Origin of the sequence: Paenibacillus sp. GCM10027627, from assembly GCF_042675505.1 — a bacterium.
GTDB lineage: Bacteria > Bacillota > Bacilli > Paenibacillales > Paenibacillaceae > Pristimantibacillus.
In genome coordinates this window covers 1-21,367 of record NZ_JBHTHB010000006.1, presented here as the reverse complement: position 1 = coordinate 21,367, position 21,367 = coordinate 1, and the positions used below count along the sequence as shown (strand labels likewise).

Annotated in this window: 19 protein-coding genes; 8 read left to right on the top strand and 11 right to left on the bottom strand. The window is 47.5% G+C overall.

Annotation, left to right across the window (positions count from 1 at the left end; genetic code table 11):
- Positions 1-127: 127 nt before the first annotated feature.
- The 10 genes from ACFQZE_RS19585 to rpmH form a co-directional block, all read right to left on the bottom strand.
- A complete protein-coding gene (locus ACFQZE_RS19585) occupies positions 128-982 on the bottom strand; it encodes a ParB/RepB/Spo0J family partition protein (protein WP_379360171.1) in 855 nt (284 codons plus the stop codon).
- Positions 963-1,736, bottom strand: a complete 774-nt coding sequence (locus tag ACFQZE_RS19580) for a ParA family protein (RefSeq protein WP_379360169.1) — start codon at positions 1,734-1,736, stop codon at positions 963-965. The genes ACFQZE_RS19585 and ACFQZE_RS19580 overlap by 20 nt, the downstream gene beginning before the upstream one ends.
- A 103-nt stretch (positions 1,737-1,839) precedes the next feature.
- On the bottom strand, positions 1,840-2,661 hold the full coding sequence (gene noc, locus ACFQZE_RS19575) for a nucleoid occlusion protein (RefSeq protein WP_379360167.1): 822 nt from the start codon (positions 2,659-2,661) through the stop codon (positions 1,840-1,842).
- Between the two features lie 388 nt (positions 2,662-3,049).
- Entirely contained in the window at positions 3,050-3,772 is a 723-nt protein-coding gene (gene rsmG / locus ACFQZE_RS19570; RefSeq protein WP_379360165.1) for a 16S rRNA (guanine(527)-N(7))-methyltransferase RsmG, read from the bottom strand.
- Between the two features lie 4 nt (positions 3,773-3,776).
- Positions 3,777-5,666 (bottom strand): tRNA uridine-5-carboxymethylaminomethyl(34) synthesis enzyme MnmG, encoded by a 1,890-nt coding sequence (gene mnmG / locus ACFQZE_RS19565; protein ID WP_379360163.1) that lies wholly within the window; start codon positions 5,664-5,666, stop codon positions 3,777-3,779.
- Between the two features lie 10 nt (positions 5,667-5,676).
- Positions 5,677-7,056, bottom strand: a complete 1,380-nt coding sequence (mnmE, locus tag ACFQZE_RS19560) for a tRNA uridine-5-carboxymethylaminomethyl(34) synthesis GTPase MnmE (RefSeq protein ID WP_379360757.1) — start codon at positions 7,054-7,056, stop codon at positions 5,677-5,679.
- Positions 7,057-7,202: 146 nt separating this feature from the next.
- Entirely contained in the window at positions 7,203-7,826 is a 624-nt protein-coding gene (gene jag / locus ACFQZE_RS19555; RefSeq protein ID WP_379360161.1) for an RNA-binding cell elongation regulator Jag/EloR, read from the bottom strand.
- Positions 7,823-8,602, bottom strand: a complete 780-nt coding sequence (locus ACFQZE_RS19550) for a YidC/Oxa1 family membrane protein insertase (RefSeq protein ID WP_379360159.1) — start codon at positions 8,600-8,602, stop codon at positions 7,823-7,825. The genes jag and ACFQZE_RS19550 overlap by 4 nt, the downstream gene beginning before the upstream one ends.
- Positions 8,603-8,773: 171 nt before the next feature.
- On the bottom strand, positions 8,774-9,112 hold the full coding sequence (rnpA, locus tag ACFQZE_RS19545; RefSeq protein ID WP_379360157.1) for a ribonuclease P protein component: 339 nt from the start codon (positions 9,110-9,112) through the stop codon (positions 8,774-8,776).
- A gap of 101 nt (positions 9,113-9,213) precedes the next feature.
- Positions 9,214-9,348: a 50S ribosomal protein L34 gene (gene rpmH, locus ACFQZE_RS19540; protein ID WP_068681599.1), complete on the bottom strand. Its 135-nt coding sequence runs from the start codon at positions 9,346-9,348 to the stop codon at positions 9,214-9,216.
- Positions 9,349-9,930: 582 nt separating this feature from the next.
- Between rpmH and dnaA the strand changes: the two genes are divergently transcribed.
- The 6 genes from dnaA to gyrB all read left to right on the top strand — a co-directional run bounded on the left by dnaA (position 9,931) and on the right by gyrB (position 16,209).
- Positions 9,931-11,283, top strand: coding sequence for a chromosomal replication initiator protein DnaA (dnaA, locus tag ACFQZE_RS19535; RefSeq protein ID WP_379360155.1), 1,353 nt, complete (start codon positions 9,931-9,933; stop codon positions 11,281-11,283).
- A 158-nt stretch (positions 11,284-11,441) separates the two neighbouring features.
- Positions 11,442-12,584, top strand: a complete 1,143-nt coding sequence (gene dnaN / locus ACFQZE_RS19530) for a DNA polymerase III subunit beta (protein WP_379360153.1) — start codon at positions 11,442-11,444, stop codon at positions 12,582-12,584.
- A gap of 37 nt (positions 12,585-12,621) precedes the next feature.
- The gene (gene yaaA, locus ACFQZE_RS19525; RefSeq protein WP_379360151.1) at positions 12,622-12,849 is read left to right on the top strand and encodes a S4 domain-containing protein YaaA; all 228 of its coding nucleotides are present in this window, start codon (positions 12,622-12,624) and stop codon (positions 12,847-12,849) included.
- 19 nt (positions 12,850-12,868) lie between these two features.
- Positions 12,869-13,978 (top strand): DNA replication/repair protein RecF, encoded by a 1,110-nt coding sequence (recF, locus tag ACFQZE_RS19520; RefSeq protein WP_379360149.1) that lies wholly within the window; start codon positions 12,869-12,871, stop codon positions 13,976-13,978.
- A 30-nt stretch (positions 13,979-14,008) separates the two neighbouring features.
- Positions 14,009-14,260, top strand: coding sequence for an extracellular matrix regulator RemB (gene remB, locus ACFQZE_RS19515; RefSeq protein ID WP_379360147.1), 252 nt, complete (start codon positions 14,009-14,011; stop codon positions 14,258-14,260).
- A 38-nt stretch (positions 14,261-14,298) separates the two neighbouring features.
- Positions 14,299-16,209, top strand: coding sequence for a DNA topoisomerase (ATP-hydrolyzing) subunit B (gene gyrB / locus ACFQZE_RS19510; RefSeq protein ID WP_379360145.1), 1,911 nt, complete (start codon positions 14,299-14,301; stop codon positions 16,207-16,209).
- 67 nt (positions 16,210-16,276) lie between these two features.
- Here gyrB and ACFQZE_RS19505 read toward each other — a convergent pair whose 3' ends face one another.
- Complete coding sequence (locus tag ACFQZE_RS19505; RefSeq protein ID WP_379360143.1) at positions 16,277-17,032, bottom strand: YheC/YheD family protein; 756 nt, start codon at positions 17,030-17,032, stop codon at positions 16,277-16,279.
- 288 nt (positions 17,033-17,320) lie between these two features.
- Here ACFQZE_RS19505 and gyrA point away from each other — a divergent pair, with 288 nt between their 5' ends.
- Both gyrA and ACFQZE_RS19495 read left to right on the top strand, forming a co-directional pair.
- Positions 17,321-19,804 (top strand): DNA gyrase subunit A, encoded by a 2,484-nt coding sequence (gene gyrA / locus ACFQZE_RS19500; protein WP_379360141.1) that lies wholly within the window; start codon positions 17,321-17,323, stop codon positions 19,802-19,804.
- A 57-nt stretch (positions 19,805-19,861) separates the two neighbouring features.
- The gene (locus tag ACFQZE_RS19495) at positions 19,862-20,932 is read left to right on the top strand and encodes an HD-GYP domain-containing protein (protein WP_379360139.1); all 1,071 of its coding nucleotides are present in this window, start codon (positions 19,862-19,864) and stop codon (positions 20,930-20,932) included.
- The last annotated feature ends 435 nt before the right edge of the window (positions 20,933-21,367 follow it).

The following is a 21,367-nucleotide window of genomic DNA, read 5'->3' as shown; positions in this document are numbered from 1 at the left end:
GATATGCCATCGTTATACCGTTTATTGCCATATGATCGTTCATATGCTGATATTCGCATATTTTGCGTCATAGGTTAGTTCGTTTCATCGCTGTAACGATGATTTGCTTCACCTTATGCTTCAACCATTATGCCAATCTTTGAAGCAGTTCCAGAAGCCTCTCCAAATCCTGCTTATTATAATATTGAAGCTCGATTCTGCCTTTATCTTTTTGCCCTTTAATTTTCACCGTTGTTTTAAACTGCTCACGCAGCATTTCCTCTACATGGTCGATGTAAGGGTCCTTTTTCTTCTGCTTTTGCTTGTTCGCTTGTTGAGGAGTCCCTTTGGTGTCCAACTTCTGAATGGCATCCTCTAGTTCACGAACGCTCCATTCCGATTGAACCGCCACTTCCGCCAGTTCCTTCTGAACCGACTTTTCCTTTATACCGGCCAAAGCTCGTGCATGTCCCATCGAAATTGTTCCACGTGAAACATATTCTTTAATTTCTGGGGGCAGCGAAAGCAATCTGACAAAGTTGGCGATATGCGAGCGCGACTTTCCAACCTTCAAGCTCAGCTCTTCCTGAGTTAGCTTAAACTTGTCCATCAAAGCTTGATAAGCAATTGCAACCTCAAGCGCATTCAAATCTTCGCGCTGCAAGTTTTCGATTAATGCAATTTCCATGACCTGCTGATCCGAAAATGATCGTACAACAGCCGGAATAGTCGTATTCCCGCAATATTGAGAAGCTCTAAACCTTCTCTCCCCCGCGATAATTTCATAGCCTTTCAGAACGGTCCGGACAATGATCGGTTGAATAACTCCATGCTGCTTGATCGATTCTGCAAGTTCTTTAATAGAATCTTCATCGAATGTTTTGCGTGGCTGGTACGGATTGGGTCTAAGCTGCGAAATGGGCACTTCAATGACTTTATCGTCATCGTTAACGGATAACGACGGAATTAAGGCATCAAGTCCTCTACCTAGCCGCTTGCTCATACGTAATCACTTCCTTCGCAAGTTCAAGATAAACTTCGGCGCCTTTGGATCTTGGATCATACGTGATAATGGCTTGACCATGAGACGGCGCCTCGCTCAGTCTAACATTTCGAGGTATGATCGTTTGATACACCTTTTGCTGGAAGTATTTCTTCACTTCCTCAATAACCTGAATGCCGAGGTTCGTACGGGCATCCAGCATCGTTAACAATACCCCTTCAATCTGCAAAGTCGTATTTAAATGCTTTTGAACGAGCCTTACTGTATTCAACAGCTGGCTCAATCCTTCAAGCGCATAGTATTCGCATTGAATAGGAATAAGAACGGAATCTGCAGCCGTCAAGGAGTTGATCGTCAATATACCTAAAGACGGCGGGCAATCGATTAAAACGTAATCAAACTGGTTTTTCACCATATGCAATGACTTTTTTAAACGAAGCTCTCTGGAAATCGTCGGAACCAATTCAATTTCCGCACCGGCGAGCTGAATCGTAGCCGGAATCACTTTAAGTCCTGGAACGCTAGTCTCCACCATCGCATCGTTTGGATGCACCTCATTAATAAGCACATCGTAGATGCAATTGGTTACATCCGCTTTGTTCACGCCTAAACCGCTAGTTGTATTTCCTTGCGGGTCTATATCAACAAGCAACACTTTTTTGCCTAAGGATGCAAGGCAGGCCGCTAAGTTAACGGACGTTGTTGTCTTGCCGACACCGCCTTTCTGGTTGGCAATTGCAATAATCTTCGACACTTCGAACTCACCTCATGAGTGAAACTTTTGTACAAATGGCATCGCCGCCTTCAGAGAAGGCGGCTTTAGAGGAAAATAAAGGGATGATATAGAGTTATAAATGTTAACGTTTAGGTATTTTGATCACGATTTCATAATGATCCTCATGATCCTTTTCGTTTGTTTTGATTTGCAGACCAGACCCGGAAACCATCTCGATCGATTGTCTAATCGTGTTCAAAGCTAATCGAACATCTTTTGTAAAGGAGATCCGCTTGGACTTTTTAAGCTTTGTAGACTCCTTCAAAAATGCGACCCGAACTTCCGTCTGCTTCACATTCAAGTCTTTGGTTATAATTTCGTCCAACACTTTGAGCTGCCATTCCTCTGAATCCAGAGACAATAGCGCTCTCGCATGACGCTCTGTAATCTTGCGATCCATTAAAGTCGTTTTAACCGTCTCCGGCAAAAGGAGCAGACGAAGCTTATTGGCAATGGTAGACTGGCTTTTGCCGAGTCGCTGTGCCAAGCTCTCTTGCGTCAATTGATGGAGCTCAATCAGCTTTTGATAGGCAACCGCCTCTTCAACCGCAGTTAATCCTTCACGCTGCAAATTTTCAATTAAAGCAATCGAAGCGGTCTGGGAATCGTTGAATTCGCGAACAATAGCCGGTATCGTTTCATAGCCCAGCTTTGTAACCGCTCTCCAACGGCGTTCTCCTGCAATGATTTCATATCGGTTATTCCGAACGCGGACAACTATAGGCTGAATAACGCCATGTGTCTTAATCGTTTGGCATAATTCTTCGATACGTTCATCATCAAAGACGGTACGTGGCTGGAACGGACTTGTATCGATGTCTCCAATGGGGATTTGACGTACTTCTTCTTGCCCCGTCACACGTTGGTCCGCAAAGCCGAACAAGCGAGAAAGTTGTTCTTTCATATCGATGACTACCACCCGATCATGTGATAAGAATAATAACCCGCTCAGGTGCTGAGAGGAATTCCGTTATTCCAAATAAATTCGACTATCTTCGATTGAACTCCTGCTTGACAGCCAAAATCAACCACAAAAACACGTATTAATTTGTGGCTATTTTGTGCAACAACAAATGTCTAGACAAAAACAGTCACTCCTAATAGGATGCCTCTTTTTCGCCTTGGACTGTCTCACATAATACGACCGGTCAATCTAGCCCAATTTAACGACATTTCGAGCTGGAAATCTAGTAAACATAGATTCTACTCTATTGTAATACAGACTGAAGCAAATATCTAATTTCTTAACAATAAAAAAAGCAGGAAAAGAATGTTTCACGTGAAACATTCTTTTATACCAGCGGTTGTTTTAAAGGAGTTCCTGCTTTTCTAGGATATTTGCGCGGCGTAGCATCCATTTTGTCCACCAAAACAATATGCCTTTCCGACTTTTCATTTGGAAGCTGAAAAGAGTGCTCGGCTTTGATTCGGCCCCTTAGTTCTCTCAAGCTAAATGCCGCTTCCTTCACTTCTTCATCCGATCGAGCGCCTTTCATAGCGGCGAATTGCCCCCCCTTTTTCACAAAAGGCAAGCAAAACTCGTTCAACACGCTTAACCTCGCTACCGCTCTGGCCGTAACCAAATCGTAACGGTCACGATGCTGCTCCAATCGGGCTATGTCCTCCGCTCTCCCGTGTACGCATTGAACGTCTTGAAGGCCGAGTTGTTCGGTTAGCGCTGTTAAGAAGCCGATTCGTTTGTTCAAGCTATCGACAATCAGCACTTTCAAATGGGGGAAACAAATTTTTAAAGGAATGCTCGGGAAGCCCGCGCCGGAACCGATATCCGCAAGTTTTTCCACTTTCGTCAAATCGGTATAAAACGCCAGCGATACGGAATCAAAAAAATGCTTTTCGTAAACAGCATCCCTCTCCGTTATCCCTGTAAGATTCATTCGTTCATTCCAGTCAACCAGCATATTGAAATACGTTTCGAATTGCTCCAACTGCAAAGAAGAGAGAGGAATTCCTCTCTCCCTCATTTCATCTGCAAACCATTGTATAGTTGTGTCCATAGTTTTAAGATCCTTTAGCCGCCGTTACGCGGTTGTAATGTTCAAGATAAACAAGAAGAATGGAAATATCGGCCGGTGTTACACCTGCGATACGCGAAGCTTGCCCGATCGACAATGGACGAATTTGGTTCAGCTTTTGCTTAGCTTCAGAAGACAAGCTATTCACTTCATCATAAACAATAGTGTCCGGAATCCGTTTTTTCTCCATTTTGTTCAGCCGTTCAACTTGAAGAAGCTGCTTTTCGATATATCCAGCATACTTAATCCCAATTTCAACCTGCTCCTTCATTTCCTCCGTCAGTTCGTAAGGCGAAGGAGATACGGAAGCCAAATGGGCGTATGTGATTTCAGGACGGCGAAGCAGTGCCAAAATATCTCCGCCTTGCGCAAGTGGAGCCGAACCTGCCGATGCCAGCATTTCCTCAACATCACTCGGTTTGATTCTCGTTTCGCTCAAACGGGTAATTTCCATCTCGACAAGCTCTTTTTTGCGAAGGAATTTGCCGTATCTCTCTTCCGTAATAAGTCCAATTTCATATCCAAGCGGAGTAAGCCGTAAATCCGCATTGTCGTGACGCAGCAACAAACGGTATTCCGCACGCGACGTCAACAAACGGTAAGGATCGTTAGTCCCTTTTGTCACCAGATCATCGATCATAACGCCGATATATCCTTGCGAACGGCCGATAACGACCGGTTCTTTCCCCTGCACTTTGCGCGCAGCGTTAATGCCCGCAATAACGCCTTGGCCTGCCGCTTCCTCATAACCAGACGTTCCGTTGATTTGTCCAGCTGTGAATAAGCCGTCCACCACTTTTGTCTCTAGCGAAGGCCAGAGCTGGGTGGGGATAACCGCATCATATTCAATCGCGTAACCGTTGCGCATCATCTCAACTTTTTCCAATCCTGGGATTGAGCGTAAAATGCTCAGTTGTACATCCTCTGGCATGCTTGTGGATAACCCTTGAACGTAATATTCAGAAGTATTTTTTCCTTCCGGCTCCAAAAAAATCTGATGTTTCGGCTTATCGGCGAAACGAACAATTTTGTCTTCAATAGAAGGGCAATAACGAGGACCCGTTCCTTCAATAGCACCTGAAAACATGGGCGCCCGGTGCAGGTTGTCGTTAATAATTTGATGTGTCTGCTCCGACGTATAGGTCAGCCAGCACGGAATTTGCTCATTATTCGACGACTCCGTCTCATGGGAGAAAAATTTAGGCTGATCGTCGCCAGGTTGAATTTCCGTTTTGGAAAAGTCGATTGTATCCTTATGAACGCGCGGCGGCGTGCCCGTTTTAAAGCGGATCAGCTCAAGGCCGTGCTCCTTCAGGCTTGCCGATAATCGAACGGACGGCTGCTGATTATTCGGTCCGCTCTCATACATCAGCTCGCCCATAATAATTTTGCCGCGCAAATAGGTTCCCGTTGTAATAACAACGGCTTTCGCCCTGTATTCCGCACCCGTTTTGGTCACAATGCCTACGCATTTGCCGTCTTCGACAATAAGCTCCTCCGCCATGCCTTGACGAAGAGTCAAATTGTCCGTTTCTTCGATTGTTTTTTTCATCAAATGCTGGTATTCGAACTTGTCCGCCTGCGCGCGAAGCGCGTGAACGGCTGGGCCTTTGCCCGTGTTCAGCATCCGCATTTGGATGAACGTTTTGTCGATATTGCGGCCCATCTCCCCGCCTAGAGCATCGATTTCCCGCACGACATGGCCCTTTGCCGGTCCGCCAATAGACGGATTGCACGGCATAAACGCGACCATATCCAAATTGATCGTGAGCAGCAGCGTATTGCAGCCCATTCTAGCCGATGCCAGCGCAGACTCACAGCCCGCATGACCGGCGCCAATGACAATAACATCATATTCTCCTGCCAAATATCTCATCGTGTAACCCCTACTTTCCAAGACAGAACTGTGAAAAAATTTGATCAATCAGCGAATCTCCCGCTTCGTCGCCGAGTATTTCCCCAAGCGCTTCCCAAGCGAGCCTTGCATCAATCTGAATCACATCTATCGGTATTCCCGAATACGTAGCGTCAATGGCGTCCGACAGCGATTGCTTCGCTCGTTTCAATAGCGAAATATGTCGAACATTGCTGACATACGTAAGATCATTAGCCTCCAGCTGGCCTTCAAAAAACATATCGCTAATCGTTTTCTCCAAAGAGTCCAGCCCGCTCTCCTGCAAAACAGACATTCGAACGATAGCTTCAGCAGGAACGTAGCGCTGCACTTCATCCATCTCCAAATGTCCTGGCAAATCCATTTTGTTCACGATGACGATCACGGATCGGTTGCGCAGCTGCTCCAACAGTTCGCGATCGTCAGCGCCAAGCGCCTCGTTATGGTTCAGTACAAAAAGAATCAAATCGGCTTCCTGAAGCGCATCCCGCGACCGCTCCACACCGATCCGCTCCACCACATCGCTCGTTTCACGAATGCCCGCTGTATCAAGCAAGCGCAGCGGAATCCCATTCAGCGTTACAAACTGTTCAATGACATCCCGTGTCGTTCCCGGAATATCAGTCACGATTGCCTTATTCTCTTGGGTCAGCACATTCATAAGCGACGATTTGCCGACATTCGGTCGACCCACAATCGCCGTCATTATGCCTTCCCGCAAAATTTTGCCCTCATTGGCCGTCTTCAGCAGCTTATCCAGCTCTCCGATAGCCGACTGGCACTGCTCCCGAATATAAGCGCTCGTCATTTCCTCCACGTCATGCTCGGGGTAATCGATATTGACTTCGATATGCGCAAGCAGCTCAATGACCGTTTGTCTCAGAGCTTTGATCCGTTTGGACAAAACACCTTCCGCCTGTTTCCTCGCCACAGAAAAAGCTCGGTCCGACTTTGACCGGATCAAGTCGATGACCGCTTCCGCCTGCATTAAATCGATTCGTCCGTTCAGAAAAGCCCTCTTCGTAAATTCGCCCGGTTCTGCGATCCGGATTCCTTCTTGCTGCAAAATCATATCGAGCACATTTTTGACCGCGATGACGCCGCCATGCGCGTTGATTTCCACAACATCCTCCGCTGTAAAGGAACGCGGACCTCTCATTAACGTGACCAGTACCTCTTCCACCTTTTCGCCTGTGGAACGATTTATTATATGCCCATAATGCACCGTATGCGTGTCGGCGTCTTTCAGGCTTGTTTTCGTTTGGAAAATGGCATCCGTTCCGCTAATCGCCTGCGGACCGCTTATGCGAATGATGGCTATGCCGCCTTCGCCGACTGCGGTCGAAATGGCAGCAATCGTATCATGCACCATGATCAATCAGCACCTCTCTACTCTAGGCCAAACATAAGTTGTAATGAAACAAATCCTATCTTCAAATGGAAAAACAGCAATGACCTTGGAGAAGCCATTGCTGTCATTACATAATATAACGGTATGGAAGGAGTTCTAAACGATCGTTACTGCCTCAGCGCTATGACGACGCGCCGGTTAGGCTCGTCGCCTTTACTGAATGTTTTCACTTTTGGGTGATTTTGCAGCTGCGAATGAATGACCTTGCGCTCATGCGGTGTCATCGGCTCAAGAACCACTTCTTTTCTTGTGCGGATGACTCGTCCCGCCAGACGGTCGGAGAGCTCCTCCAACGTCTTGCGGCGACGCTCGCGAAAATCTTCTGCATCGAGAACGATTCGAAGATGACTGTCTGAATAACGATTAGCCACAATATTAACCAAGTACTGCAAAGCGTCCAGCGTGCCGCCGCGGCGGCCAATCAACATGCCGAGGTCTCCCCCGCCCGAAACGGACAGCAATACGCCGTCCTTTGTCGATTTGCGCTCAACGCTCACTTGCAATCCCATTGTCCCTGCCACTTCAAGAAGAAACTGCTCGGCCTCTTCAAGAGCGTCCGGTATAAGCTCCAGCTCAACCTTAGCCTCTTTGACGCCGATCAGCCCGAACAGCCCTTTGGACGGCTGCTCCAGCACAACAATTTTGACGCGGTCTTCCGTAACCTTCCATTGTGTTAATCCATTACGCACAGCATCGTCTATCGTCTTGCCCGATGCAACGATTTTCTTCATTTCGCAAGGACCTCCTTCTTACCCTTGTCTGATGAACGTACGTACAGGAAGTAGTTTTGAATAATCGTGTAAATGTTGCTGAATACCCAGTACAGCGGAAGAGCTGCCGGGAACGACATCGACATCACGAAAATCAATACCGGGAAAATCGTCAAAATGATCGACATGCCTGGCATTGCCTGTGTTTGTTGCTTTTGCATCATTTTGGACTGGATAAAAGTAGTGGCAGCCGCCAAAACAGGCAAGAAATACCACGGACTCGGCTCGCCAAGCGAAAAACCAAAGATTTGTTCCGTACGGATATCCTGATTCCAATAGATCGCGTTGTAAAGCGCGATAAATACCGGCATCTGCACAAGAAGCGGCAAGCAGCCCGCCATCGGGTTAACCTGATGGGTTTGGAACAGCTTCATCGTTTCTTCTTGCTGCTTTTGCGGATTGTCTTTATATTTCTTTTTGATTTCTTGCATTTGCGGCTGTAGAGCCTGCATCGCCTTTGAGCTGCGGTATTGCTTCAGCGTAAGCGGCAAGATCAAAGTCCTTACGACAATCGTGAGCAAAAGAATGGCCAGAACATAAGAACCGCCTGTCCAGCTCGCGAACGCGTCAAGTGTGATTGCGAAGTAATAAACAACGTTTCTCTCCCAGAAATTCCCCTTCAAAAGGTCGGGAGTGTCCATCGTATGGTCGGCCGGCGCACAGCCCGCCAAAACGCCCATCAGCATAACAAGGCCGAGGACTAGAAGCCATTTTCGTTTTGAATTCCGAAACAACATTAAATCTCCTCTCTGAGAGCTTCTGCATAGTTCTATTCCAAGATAGACTATACCATAATTTATAACACAAAGAAACAAGCTCGGCAGGTTGTTTCCCGCATTCGAAGAAGTCGCTTGCAAGCTATGGAAAAAGGAGCCTCCTAAAGCAAGAAAGCGCCCTCAAGGAAAGACTTATTTAAGCAGCCCCGCTTTTTTCAAAACATGCATGACGCTCTTTTCCATTTCCTTATAAGACATCGTCGTTGCGGGTTTTCTTACAATTAAGATGAAGTCCGTGTTTGGGAGCACTCGCTTCTCCAAGCCGCGGACAATTTCCTTCACCATTCTGCGCATGCGGTTCCGCATAACGGCGTTGCCGATTTTTTTGCTGGCGGATACGCCCAGGCGAAACGGGTCTGCGACCTTTTGCTTCGACCAATACACCACGAACTGCCCATTGGCAAAAGATTTCCCGCCCCTGTAGATCCGGCCGAAATCCTCTCGGTTCCGAAGACGCAATGCTCTACGCACGACTACTTTCCACCGTCCTCTTCATCTTCTCTATAGTATCGCCAACTTGCCTGCTATCTAAATCTGAGCAAAAAAAAAGACCACCGGACGTGGTCTTCAGCTTACGCGCTCAGTACTTTTCTTCCCTTTTGGCGACGAGCCGCCAAAACTTTACGACCGTTCTTCGAGCTCATGCGTTTACGGAATCCGTGAACTTTCGCACGTTTGCTTACATTTGGTTTAAATGTAGGTCTCATTATGCTGCACCTCCTATATACATGTGAACCTGAATCGGAAAAAACGGCATAGGCCGCCCTTCGCAAAAATCGCTTTTTCTATTAAACCACGCTGGAACCCAAAAGTCAATGTTCGACCCCCACCGAAACGAGCTGGCAAATGTTCTCGCTTTAATCGTTTGTGGATAACCTCCACCAATCTCGCTTTGAGGATAAACTTGCCGAAAATTAATAACATGTGGATAAAAATTTGAGGCAAATTCCGAACTTTGTCGAAGTCTTCACAAGATATAAACAATATCTAGTGTTGTAGATAACTTTTATACACAACTTCTTGACGATGTGGATAATATCCTCAAATTCGTTGAAATATAAGGCGTCATTTGCTATGATGGATATGTTTTCGTTGTGGACGGGTACTTTCCATATGCCATTTTATTAACAGGCTGTGGATAACATTGTGAACAACCTTATCCCCTATTTATAACTCATACTTCGCTAATCCGTCATAATGTGGATGTTTTCGTGAATAGAGATAGCATTTCGACATTTTTTCCGCGTAACCGCGCCTTCGGGGCGATTGAAGATAAGGAGTGACAGTCTGTGGACAGCCATACCTACGATTTATGGCAACAAGTATTGTCAATTATCCAGACGAAGCTAAGCAAACCAAGCTACGATACTTGGTTCAAGGAAACGAAAGCTTCTTTTGTCGATGATTCTGTACTTGAAATAGCCGCGCCAACAACTTTTGCCGCAGAATGGCTGGAAGGTCGCTACACCAAGCTCATCCGTTCGACCTTATATGAATTTTTAGGCAGACAAGTGGATGTAAAATTTACGATCGGGGAGCCGAAAGCGGCCGAACTAAGCTTCGCGCAGCAGCCGAAGCCGGCCAAGTCGCCTGTTATCGTAGAAGAAACGCATTCGCATATGCTCAATCCCAAATATACGTTCGACACTTTCGTCGTTGGCGCCAATAACCGGTTCGCGCATGCGGCATCGCTCGCTGTAGCCGAAGCGCCGGCAAAAGTATACAATCCTCTGTTCCTGTACGGCGGCGTAGGACTAGGTAAAACTCACTTAATGCACGCAATTGGGCATTATATTATGGATCATAATCCGAATACCCGCGTCCTTTACATTTCGTCCGAAAAATTTACGAACGAATTTATTAACGCTATTCGCGACAATCAGGGCGAAAGCTTCCGGACGAAATACCGCAACATTGACGTGCTGCTGATTGACGATATTCAATTTTTGGCTGGCAAGGAGCAGACGCAGGAAGAGTTTTTCCACACGTTTAATGCTCTCCACGAGGAAAGAAAACATATCGTTATCTCCAGCGACAGGCCGCCGAAGGAAATTCCAACCTTGGAAGACCGGCTCAGATCGCGCTTCGAATGGGGACTGATTACCGACATTCAGCCGCCGGATCTCGAAACCCGCATCGCCATTCTTCGCAAGAAGGCAAAAGCGGAAAACCTCGATATTCCGAACGAAGCGATGAATTATATCGCGAATCAAATTAATACGAACATCCGTGAGCTGGAAGGCGCCCTTATCCGGGTTGTCGCCTACTCCTCGCTGATCAATGCGGACATCACGTCGCATTTGGCTGCGGAAGCGCTGAAGGATATTATTCCGTCCGGACGCCCCAGAATGATTACAATTGCGGATATTCAGGCGAAGGTTGGCGAATTTTACGGGCTGCGCATGGAAGAATTTAAGGCGCGGAAACGGACCAAAGCCGTTGCTTACCCGAGACAAATCGCCATGTACTTGTCCAGGGAGCTGACCGACTATTCCTTGCCTAAGATTGGCGAAGCTTTTGGAGGCCGGGACCATACGACTGTCATTCACGCCCATGAAAAAATTACAGGTCAGCTAAAGGTTGATCAGGAGCTGTTCAAAATCATCCAAAACCTGACTGAAAAAATCAAAAATCATATGTGAACAATCAAGCAAGCCTATGCACACGCTATGCACATGTGGATAGGCTTGCTTTATCCCTGTTTTTCGGGGTTATCCACATATTCAGGGCCCCTACTACTACTACTACTAAAAATCTTTAAAAAAATATCATCAAAAATAACGCAGAAACGGGTGAAGAGATGAAATTAACGATTTCCAAAAATGAACTGAACGACGCGATCCAACAAGTGGCAAAAGCAGCATCTTCCCGTCCAGCCATTCCTATTCTTGGCGGTATCAAAATTGATGTTAACCATCAGTTCGTTACCCTTACCGCAAGCGATACTGATATATCTATTCAAAGCTTCATCCAGGTAGAACAAGGAGATACGATTATTGCGCAAGTCGACAAACCGGGCAGCGTTGTGCTTCCAGCTAAGTTTTTTGTCGAGATTGTGAAAAAGCTGCCATCCGATCAAGTTGTTATAGATGTCGGCTCCAACTTTCAGACTCTTATTCGTTCGGGTTCGACAGAAATTCAAATGGTCGGCCTTGACCCTGAAGAGTTCCCGATTCTTCCGTCCATTGAGCAAAACGAAATTTTGCAGGTTCCTGGCGATTTGATCAAAACGATGATCAGACAAACGGTTCTTGCTGCATCGACTAGCGAGCAAACGCCTATTTTGACTGGCGTTTTGTGGAATTTGAACGAAGGCCAGCTGAAATTTGTCGCAACCGACCGCCATCGCCTGGCAAGCCGCACGACAAAAGTAGACACGCAAAATTCGTATCATTTCGGCAATATTGTCATTTCAGCCAAAACGCTGAACGAGCTGTCGCGCCTTATTCCCGACCAAAACACGCTTGTGGATATCGTTGTGGCCGACAATCAGGTTTTGTTCAAAATGGATAACATTTTGTTCTACACGCGTATTTTGGACGGCACCTATCCCGATACATCCAAAATCATTCCGCAAGTGTTCGAAACCGAGCTGGTACTGGACACTCGCAATTTAATGGACGCCATCGACCGGGCTTATTTGATGTCCCGTGAAGAAAAAACAAATATCGTTCGTCTCGCGACTCAAGAAGATGGCATGATTGAGATTTCCTCCAGCTCCACAGAGCTTGGACGGGTAACGGAGCAGCTCGATGCCAAATCGATGAAAGGCGAGCCGCTGCGGATCGCTTTCAACTCCAAATTTATGCTGGACGTACTCAAGGTCATTGACAGCGAGCAAATTTTTATCGGATTTACTGGCGCGATGAGGCCGATCATTATTCGTCCAATGGATCATAATTACAGCCTATACGTCATTTTGCCTTACCGCACAACGGGCTAATTCGTCCAAAGAAGCGCTGATAAAGGAGCTGTACGCAATGAAAAAGATAACGATCAACACAGAATATATCGCGTTAGGACAGTTTCTAAAGCTGTCGGACTGTATATCCACAGGTGGACAAGCGAAATTTTTTCTGCAAGAGGCAGTTGTCCACATCAATGGAGAGCCGGACAACCGTCGAGGTCGCAAGCTTTATGCTGGGGATAAAGTCAAAGTGGAAGGCTGCGGTGAATTTATCGTCGCTGCAGCGGGTGACGTTTCGTAGAAGTCGGGAGGCTTGAATCGTGTTTCTAAAAGGCATCGAATTGCACAACTACCGCAACTACGGCGGACTTAAGCTGTCTACGCCAAACCAAGTAAACGTCTTCCTTGGGCCGAACGCTCAAGGGAAGACGAATTTGCTGGAAGCGATCTTTGCGCTTGCGCTGTCCAAGTCGCATCGGACGTCGAAGGATAAAGAACTGATCGGCTGGCAGGGAGACTCGGCCCGAATATCGGGCGAGGTCATCAAGCGCTACGGTACGATATCGCTGGATCTCGCTTTTTCGACACAAGGAAAAAAAGCTAAAATTAACGGGCTCGAGCAGCGCAAGCTAAGCGATTTTATCGGTTCGGTCAATGTCGTAATGTTCGCTCCCGAAGATTTGGAAATTGTAAAAGGCGCGCCGGGCGTACGGAGAAGATTTCTCGACATGGAAATCGGACAAGTGCAGCCCGGTTATTTGTATACGCTCCAGCAGTACGGAAAAGTGCTTCAACAGCGGAACAATTACTTGAAAACGGCGAGCCCGGGTAACGTCAACAACGCGATGCTGGACGTATGGAATATGCAGCTTGCGGAGTTCGGTGTTAAAATCATGAAAAAAAGGCAACACTTTATTCATAAACTTCAGGCGTTCGCAGAACAGATTCATGCCGGCATTACGAACGGTACGGAGAAGCTGACTATTCATTATCGGCCTTCCTTCGGCACCAACGCGCTGCAAGATGAATCTGTTTTATTTGATCAATTTATGATAAAGTTAACACAGGTGAAAGATCAGGAGATTCGGAGAGGGGTTACGCTCGCCGGCCCGCATCGCGACGATTTGGCCTTCTTTATCAACGATAAGGAAGCCCAGGTGTTCGGTTCGCAAGGGCAGCAGCGCACGACGGCCCTATCGCTGAAACTCGCGGAGATTGAACTCATTAACGAGGAAATCGGCGAATACCCCCTGCTTCTTTTGGATGACGTGCTGTCGGAACTTGATCAGAACCGGCAGACTCAGCTGATAGAAACCTTTCAAAGCAAAGTGCAGACTTTTATTACGACGACCGGCCTGGAGAGCGTCAACATGAGCAAACTCCATGATGCCGGTATCTATTATGTGCGGGAAGGCACAGTGACAAGCTAAATACGCGCGGATTGGAGAAGTGAGGCGGACATGTATATCCATTTAGGCGGGGAGAAGATTATCCGGGCTGTCGAGCTGGTCGCCATATTTGATATTTCCATTGAGCAGTCCTCCAAGCTGTCGAAGCAATTCGTTGCAGGCGCGCGCAAGCGGAAAGACGTAGAAACAATCGGCGAGGAAGAGCCGAAATCTATCGTCGTCACAAAGAAAAAAATCTATTATTCGCCCATATCATCCTCGACGCTTAAGAAAAGAGCCCATCATTTCGCGGCGAATGGATAACGAATAGGAACAGCAGTTGAGAGGAGCAGTGAACTTGCATGTCTTTGGAACAGCATACGTATGACGAGAGTCAGATACAGGTTCTGGAAGGATTAGAGGCGGTACGCAAGCGCCCCGGAATGTATATCGGCTCCACAAGCAGCAAGGGCCTCCATCATCTTGTATGGGAAGTTGTCGACAATAGTATCGACGAAGCGCTAGCCGGCTTTTGCACCAAGATCGATGTTATCGTTCACGAGAACAATAGTATTACCGTTATAGATAATGGACGCGGCATTCCAGTCGGGTTGAACGCCAAGTTGCAAAAGTCTACGCTTGAAGTCGTTATGACTGTTCTTCACGCGGGCGGAAAGTTTGGCGGCGAAGGCTACAAAGTGTCCGGCGGTTTGCATGGCGTCGGCGTTTCCGTCGTAAATGCGCTGTCCGAATATGTTATCGTTCAAGTAAAGCGTGAAGGCAACCTTTATCAGCAGGAATACCGCAGAGGCACTCCTCAGTACGACATCAAAATTGTCGGAGAATCGGAGGACACTGGCACAACAGTTACCTTCTTGCCGGATCCCGAAATTTTTACCGACACGACCGAATATGATTACGAAACTCTTCAATCGCGGATTCGGGAGCTGGCGTTCCTGAACAAAGGGATTGAAATCGTTTTGACAGACGAGCGGACAGGCCAAAGCAACTCGTTCATATACGAGGGCGGCATTAACGAGTTTGTCCTTTATTTGAATCGCAATCGTGAAGCGCTGCATGAGGTTCCGATCTATGTGGAAGGCTCGAAAGACCATATTCATGTAGAAGTGGCTTTGCAGTACAACGACAGCTACAGTGAGAACATCTATTCATTCGCAAACAACATCAATACGCATGAGGGCGGTACGCATGAGTCCGGCTTTAAGAGCGCCCTGACGCGTATTATTAACGAATATGCGAGAAAGACGAATCTGATCAAGGACAATGATTCCAATTTCTCAGGCGACGATGTGCGGGAGGGCCTTACAGCCATTATTTCCGTCAAAATTCCGGAGCCGCAATTCGAAGGCCAAACGAAAACGAAGCTCGGCAACAGCGAAGTCCGCGGTATTGTGGAATCTTTTTTTGCAGAGAAGCTTCAAGAGTTTTTGGAAGAAAACCCTTCCGTTTCACGCCGCATCGTGGAGAAGGGCCTTCAAGCGGCCCGCGCTCGCGAAGCTGCTCGCAAAGCTCGCGAGCTGACTCGCCGCAAGAGCGCGCTGGAAGTGGGTTCGCTGCCGGGCAAGCTGGCCGACTGCTCCTCTAAGGACGCTGCGATCAGCGAGCTGTACATCGTCGAAGGCGATTCCGCCGGCGGTTCGGCGAAGCAAGGGCGCGACCGCCATTTCCAAGCTATTTTGCCGCTGCGGGGTAAAATTTTGAACGTAGAGAAAGCGCGGCTGGACCGCATTCTCGGCAACGCAGAAATTAGAGCCATCATTACGGCTCTTGGCACAGGCATCAGCGATGATTTTGATATCGCCAAAGCGCGCTACCACAAAATCATCATCATGACGGATGCCGACGTCGACGGCGCCCATATTCGGACGCTGCTGCTTACCTTCTTCTACCGCTACATGCGGGAAATTATCGAAGCTGGCTTTATCTACATCGCCCAGCCGCCGCTCTTCAAAGTCGAGCGCAACAAAGTCGTTCGCTACGCGCTTACTGAGAAGGAACGCGACGTCATTTTGGGCGAGTTTGGCGAAGGCGTCAAAGTAAACGTTCAACGTTACAAAGGTTTGGGCGAGATGAACGCGACTCAGCTTTGGGAGACGACGATGGACCCAGAGAGCCGTTCCATGCTGCAAGTATCCATTCAGGATGCGATCGAAGCCGATACGATCTTCGATACGCTGATGGGCGACAACGTGGAGCCGCGCCGCGAGTTTATTCAAAAGTACGCGAGATACGTCACTAATCTCGATATCTAAAAACAGCAAGGCAGCCATTCCTCAAGGGGTGGCTGCCTTTATTATTTTGAAACGCAAGGCAACGAGACTAGCGCCTTGCCTTCATTCCACCGTAAGCGATCGAATACTTCCGTACTTTCCGGTAGATGCTTTTGTCCGCCAACGTTTTGTAAATATAGGGATGAGGTTTTGTATTTACCTCCAAAATCCAGGGATGAAGCTTGGTATCAATCGCGATATCGACACCGATTTCTTTTAAACCCGGATAAGAAACGGAGAGCTGGCGGGCAATAGAGACCCCCAATTTGTGAAGCCGTTTTTCGTAAGGTCTCAGCTCAGTGGATGAAAGATGGTGCGAGAGCATGTTATCGAACGTTTTGATTGATCCGCCGCTATGGTAGTTGGTCACAACGTTGTTTGGCGCGGCCAGCCGGCAGATGATGGCGGTCGTTTCCCAATTGCGGCTAAGGTTCCTTTGCACTAAGACACGCAGATCGAACCGCCTGCTTTTGTGCTTGAGCAAATGGATGCCTTTTTGAATTAGGTAGCTCTTTTTCCCGGTGTATGCGCTTAGTCCTTCATAAAGCTCGTCGAGCGTTGACGCGGAGCGGCCGTTTTTTTGCACCTGGTAGTGGTAGCCCTGTGCGCCATGCTCGACCCTTATTACTCCATCTCCGTGTGTACCGCTTACTGGCTTAACGTATACCATGCCGTATTCGCCGATCATGGAACGAAGCGCGTCCCTGCTAAATTTTTTTGTATGCGGAATGTAGGCTCGCAAATCGGGCGATTTTAGAAGGGCTTTTGTTTTCGACCATTTGCTTCTTACGCGTTGAATGCCCAACTGTAGTTCAGCTCACTTTCGTAATGATTTTCTTAAGCGCCATAGGGATGATACAAGACAGACTCTGGAATGAATGGTATAATAAAAGTTGGGTCTGTTTACTTTATGACTCTATTTCAGAGATGGGGAATGGCGACTAGCCTATTTTTTGCAGTGTCGTTCGAGTCCCTTGTTAAAGGTTTGGGCAGGCCTTAATCTACGAAGAAGGTTTATATGCCCGTCTTTTGTGAAAGTAATATAACTAAGAGTAAATGGGACTACAGATAGATGTCGTCAGGGAGGTAAATCATGACGGAAGAACAACGAATGTCAGTGACAGACCGCGATATCGGCGTTGAGATGCGGGATTCCTTTATGGACTACGCGATGAGCATCATCGTAAGCCGTGCTTTGCCCGATGTAAGAGATGGACTTAAACCGGTTCATCGTCGTATTTTGTACGCGATGTCTGAGCTGGGCATGTCTCCGGACAAGCCTCACAAAAAATCGGCGAGAATCGTAGGGGAAGTTATCGGCAAGTACCATCCGCACGGCGACTCCGCGGTTTATGAGTCGATGGTCAGGATGGCGCAGGATTTCTCCATGCGTTATATGCTGGTAGACGGACATGGAAACTTCGGTTCCATTGACGGAGATATGGCTGCAGCGATGCGTTATACGGAAGCCCGTCTGTCCAAAATGGCAATGGAGCTTCTTCGCGATATTAACAAAGAAACAATCGATTTTGTGCCGAACTATGACGGGGAAGAGCAGGAGCCCGTTGTTTTGCCGTCGCGTTTTCCAAACTTGCTTGTAAACGGTGTAACGGGCATTGCCGTAGGCATGGCCACCAACATTCCGCCTCACAACCTGGTTGAAGTCATCGACGGAGCGCAGGCTTTGATCCGCAATCCGGATCTTACTCCGCTTGAGCTGATGGAATATGTTAAAGGTCCAGATTTCCCGACGGCTGCTTTCGTTATGGGCCGCAGCGGCATCCGCCAGGCTTATTTGACGGGTCGCGGATCGGTGACGATGCGGGCTAGAGCGACGATTGAGGAGAATAACGGCAAAGCGCGCATTATTGTGCATGAGCTTCCGTATCAAGTAATCAAAGCGCGCCTGGTAGAGAAAATAGCGGAACTCGTCCGCGAGAAAAAGATTGAAGGTATTACCGATCTACGCGACGAATCGGATCGCAACGGCATGCGGGTTGTTATCGAGCTTCGCCGCGACGTGAACCCGAGCGTAGTGCTGAACAATTTGTACAAGCATACGCAGCTTCAATCCAACTTCGGCATCAATATGCTGGCGCTTGTAAACGGCGAGCCGAAAACATTGAATTTGCGCGATATGCTATACCACTATTTGCAGCACCAAATTGAAGTCATCCGTCGTCGTACGGAATACGATTTGAAAAAAGCGGAGGCCCGCGCGCACATTTTGGAAGGACTTCGAATTGCGCTTGATCATTTGGATGAGGTCATCGCTCTAATCCGCGGCTCGCAAAATGCCGATGAAGCACGTGAGGGGCTAATTTCTAGATTCTCGCTCAGCTACGAGCAGGCCCAAGCGATTCTAGATATGCGCTTGCAGCGTCTGACCGGTTTGGAGCGGGAAAAAATTGAAGCGGAATACGCGGAGCTTATGCGTAAAATCGCGGAATACAAAGCTATCCTTGCGGACGAGCAGCTTGTTCTGGACATTATCAGCACAGAGCTGAACGAAATCAAGGAAAGATTCGGGGACGAGCGCCGTACCGAAATTACGGCGAGCGACGAGGAAATTTTGGATGAAGACCTAATTCCTCGCGAAGATGTAATCATCTCCGTAACCCATTCCGGCTACATCAAACGTTTGCCGGTAACGACTTACCGCAGCCAGAAGCGCGGCGGCAGAGGCGTAGTGGGCATGGATACGAAGGAACACGATTTTGTCGAGCATCTTTTCGTTTCCAATACGCATCACTTCCTGCTGTTCTTTACGAACAAAGGCAAAGTGTACAAGCTGAAAGCTTATGAAATTCCGGATCTTAGCCGTACGGCTCGCGGAACGCCGATCATCAACTTGATTCAAATCGAACAAGGCGAAACGATCAATGCGGTTATCCCGGTTCAGGCGTTCGATTCTGATCACTATCTATTCTTCGCTACACGCCAAGGTGTCGTGAAGAAAACCCCTCTGGACGATTACGTGAATATCCGTAAAGTGGGTCTCATTGCGATCTCGTTGCGCGAGGATGACGATTTGATCGGGGTTAAGCTGACAGACGGCAACCAGGAGATCATTATGGGTACGGCTCAGGGCATGTCCATTCGATTCTCGGAGCAGGACGTCCGTTCGATGGGTCGTTCCGCAACGGGTGTCAAAGGCATTGGTCTTGACGAAGAAGATACGGTTATCGATATGGATGTTGTTGTTCTGGACAAAGATGTGCTTATCGTTACGTCCAAAGGATATGGCAAACGTACGCCGATTAGCGAATACCGGATTCAAAATCGCGGCGGCAAAGGCATTAAGACGCTGAATGTCACCGATAAGAATGGACCGATCGTTTCGCTGAAGGTCGTCGAAAACGATGAGGATCTTATGATTATGACGGCGCTTGGAACGCTTATTCGCACAAGCATGGAGGGAATCTCCTCTATGGGACGCAACACGCAAGGCGTTAAGCTCATCCATACACGTGAGGATGATACGGTCGCTACGGTAACTCGCGTTGCACGCAGCGAAGAAAGTGAGGCCTTATCGGACGAAGAGAGCGAGGAAGAGGGGCCTTCGGCTTCGGAATAATCCGCTTGAACGCCTATAAGGCAGATGAATAACGGGCCACAAGGGGAGAGGACTTCCGTGGGTATTGTAATGGTTGCGCAATTAAAGCTAGGCGACAAGATCGGAGAAGATGTCCTCACCCCGCTAGGGAGCGTCCTGTTGCAAAAGGGCAAAATTGTAACGCCTAAAGATATAGAAGTGCTGCAGGCGTTTCTTGTGTCTAACGTAGCGGTGGAGAACAGTTTCAGTGAATTGAAGGCGGGGGATGAGAAACCGGATGATGTCGTTCAGGCGTCCGGTCAATCCCCGGCTACTCCGCTGCAACGCGAATATGAAAAAATGATTGAAGTGCTGCGCAATATTTACAACTCTTTTGTCACGGGTCAGGGTATGCCGATTATGGATATCCGCGTCCAGCTTGAGAGGCTGCTTCAGCATATTAACGACTACAATGTGTTGACGTTTTCCCCAAGATTGTTTCAAGAGAGGGATTACTTGCTTCATAATAGTACGACTTCATCGCTGACTTCCTTCCTCATTGCGAAGTGGGTAGGGCTGCCGCAGAAGGAATGGATGCAAGTAGCGCTTGCCGGCATGCTGAAGGATATCGGCAATGTTCGAATTGACAAGAGCATTTTGTCCAAGCCTACTCCGCTAACCGATGTCGAGAAAGAAGAAATGAAACGCCACACCGTTCTTGGTTATCAGCTGCTCAAAAATGTTGCAGCTCTTAATGAAGGAGCGAAGCTTGCGGCATTGCAGCATCATGAGAAAGTCGACGGAACCGGCTACCCTCTTGGCATTGATTCCACAAAGATTCACCCATATGCAAAGATCGTCAGCATAGCGGATATTTTTCATGCGATGACGTTGAACAGATTTTATCGCAAGGCTGTATCTCCGTATCTAGTTTTGGAACAAATCCAAAGCGACGCTTTCGGCAAGCTCGATCCGGGGTATGTAAGCACGTTCGTAGAAAAAGTGACGGGCATTCATAACGGAACCATTGTCCGATTAAGCGACGAGCGGGTTGGGGAGATTGTATTTTCGGATCGATCGCATCCAACGCGTCCTTGGGTTTCTATCGACGGTAACATTGTGAACTTGGCAGTGGAGCGTCAACTTCATATTAAAGAAGTAATCAAATAACGCTTAAGCGGTAGTAAGCCTATCATCTGTACTCGTTGAATCGGGTTAGGTGGTAGGCTTTTTTATTAGTAATGAGATGTCAGTGTTGCTGCTTCATTGAAGCAAGCTTAGTATTATGGATAATTAAAGATAGAAGGCAAACATGATAAATCATCGAATTCGATCGTCCTTAATGGAAGGAATGCCTTTTAAAAAACGAAAAAAGCTAGTAATATCAAGGGTTTTGGGCGTTAAAAATATAAAGTAAAAAATAATTATAAAAAACACTTGCAATTCATTAGGCATGCATGGTATATTATCTAAGTCGCCGCTGAGACATGCGGTTGATGAGAGAAACAAATTGTTCTTTGAAAACTGAACAACGAGCGAAACTGCCCTGTTAATTCTGAAAAGAATTAATGGAATAAAATGAAGACGAAAGTCTTCAAGCAACAA

Coding starts and splice junctions, on each gene's coding strand:
- ACFQZE_RS19585 (WP_379360171.1), bottom strand. CDS start 982: ATGAGCAAGCGGCTAGGTAGAGGACTTGATGCCTTAATTCCGTCGTTA.
- noc (WP_379360167.1), bottom strand. CDS start 2,661: ATGAAAGAACAACTTTCTCGCTTGTTCGGCTTTGCGGACCAACGTGTG.
- rsmG (WP_379360165.1), bottom strand. CDS start 3,772: ATGGACACAACTATACAATGGTTTGCAGATGAAATGAGGGAGAGAGGA.
- mnmG (WP_379360163.1), bottom strand. CDS start 5,666: ATGAGATATTTGGCAGGAGAATATGATGTTATTGTCATTGGCGCCGGT.
- mnmE (WP_379360757.1), bottom strand. CDS start 7,056: ATGGTGCATGATACGATTGCTGCCATTTCGACCGCAGTCGGCGAAGGC.
- jag (WP_379360161.1), bottom strand. CDS start 7,826: ATGAAGAAAATCGTTGCATCGGGCAAGACGATAGACGATGCTGTGCGT.
- ACFQZE_RS19550 (WP_379360159.1), bottom strand. CDS start 8,602: ATGTTGTTTCGGAATTCAAAACGAAAATGGCTTCTAGTCCTCGGCCTT.
- rpmH (WP_068681599.1), bottom strand. CDS start 9,348: ATGAGACCTACATTTAAACCAAATGTAAGCAAACGTGCGAAAGTTCAC.
- dnaN (WP_379360153.1), top strand. CDS start 11,442: ATGAAATTAACGATTTCCAAAAATGAACTGAACGACGCGATCCAACAA.
- yaaA (WP_379360151.1), top strand. CDS start 12,622: ATGAAAAAGATAACGATCAACACAGAATATATCGCGTTAGGACAGTTT.
- remB (WP_379360147.1), top strand. CDS start 14,009: ATGTATATCCATTTAGGCGGGGAGAAGATTATCCGGGCTGTCGAGCTG.
- gyrB (WP_379360145.1), top strand. CDS start 14,299: ATGTCTTTGGAACAGCATACGTATGACGAGAGTCAGATACAGGTTCTG.
- gyrA (WP_379360141.1), top strand. CDS start 17,321: ATGACGGAAGAACAACGAATGTCAGTGACAGACCGCGATATCGGCGTT.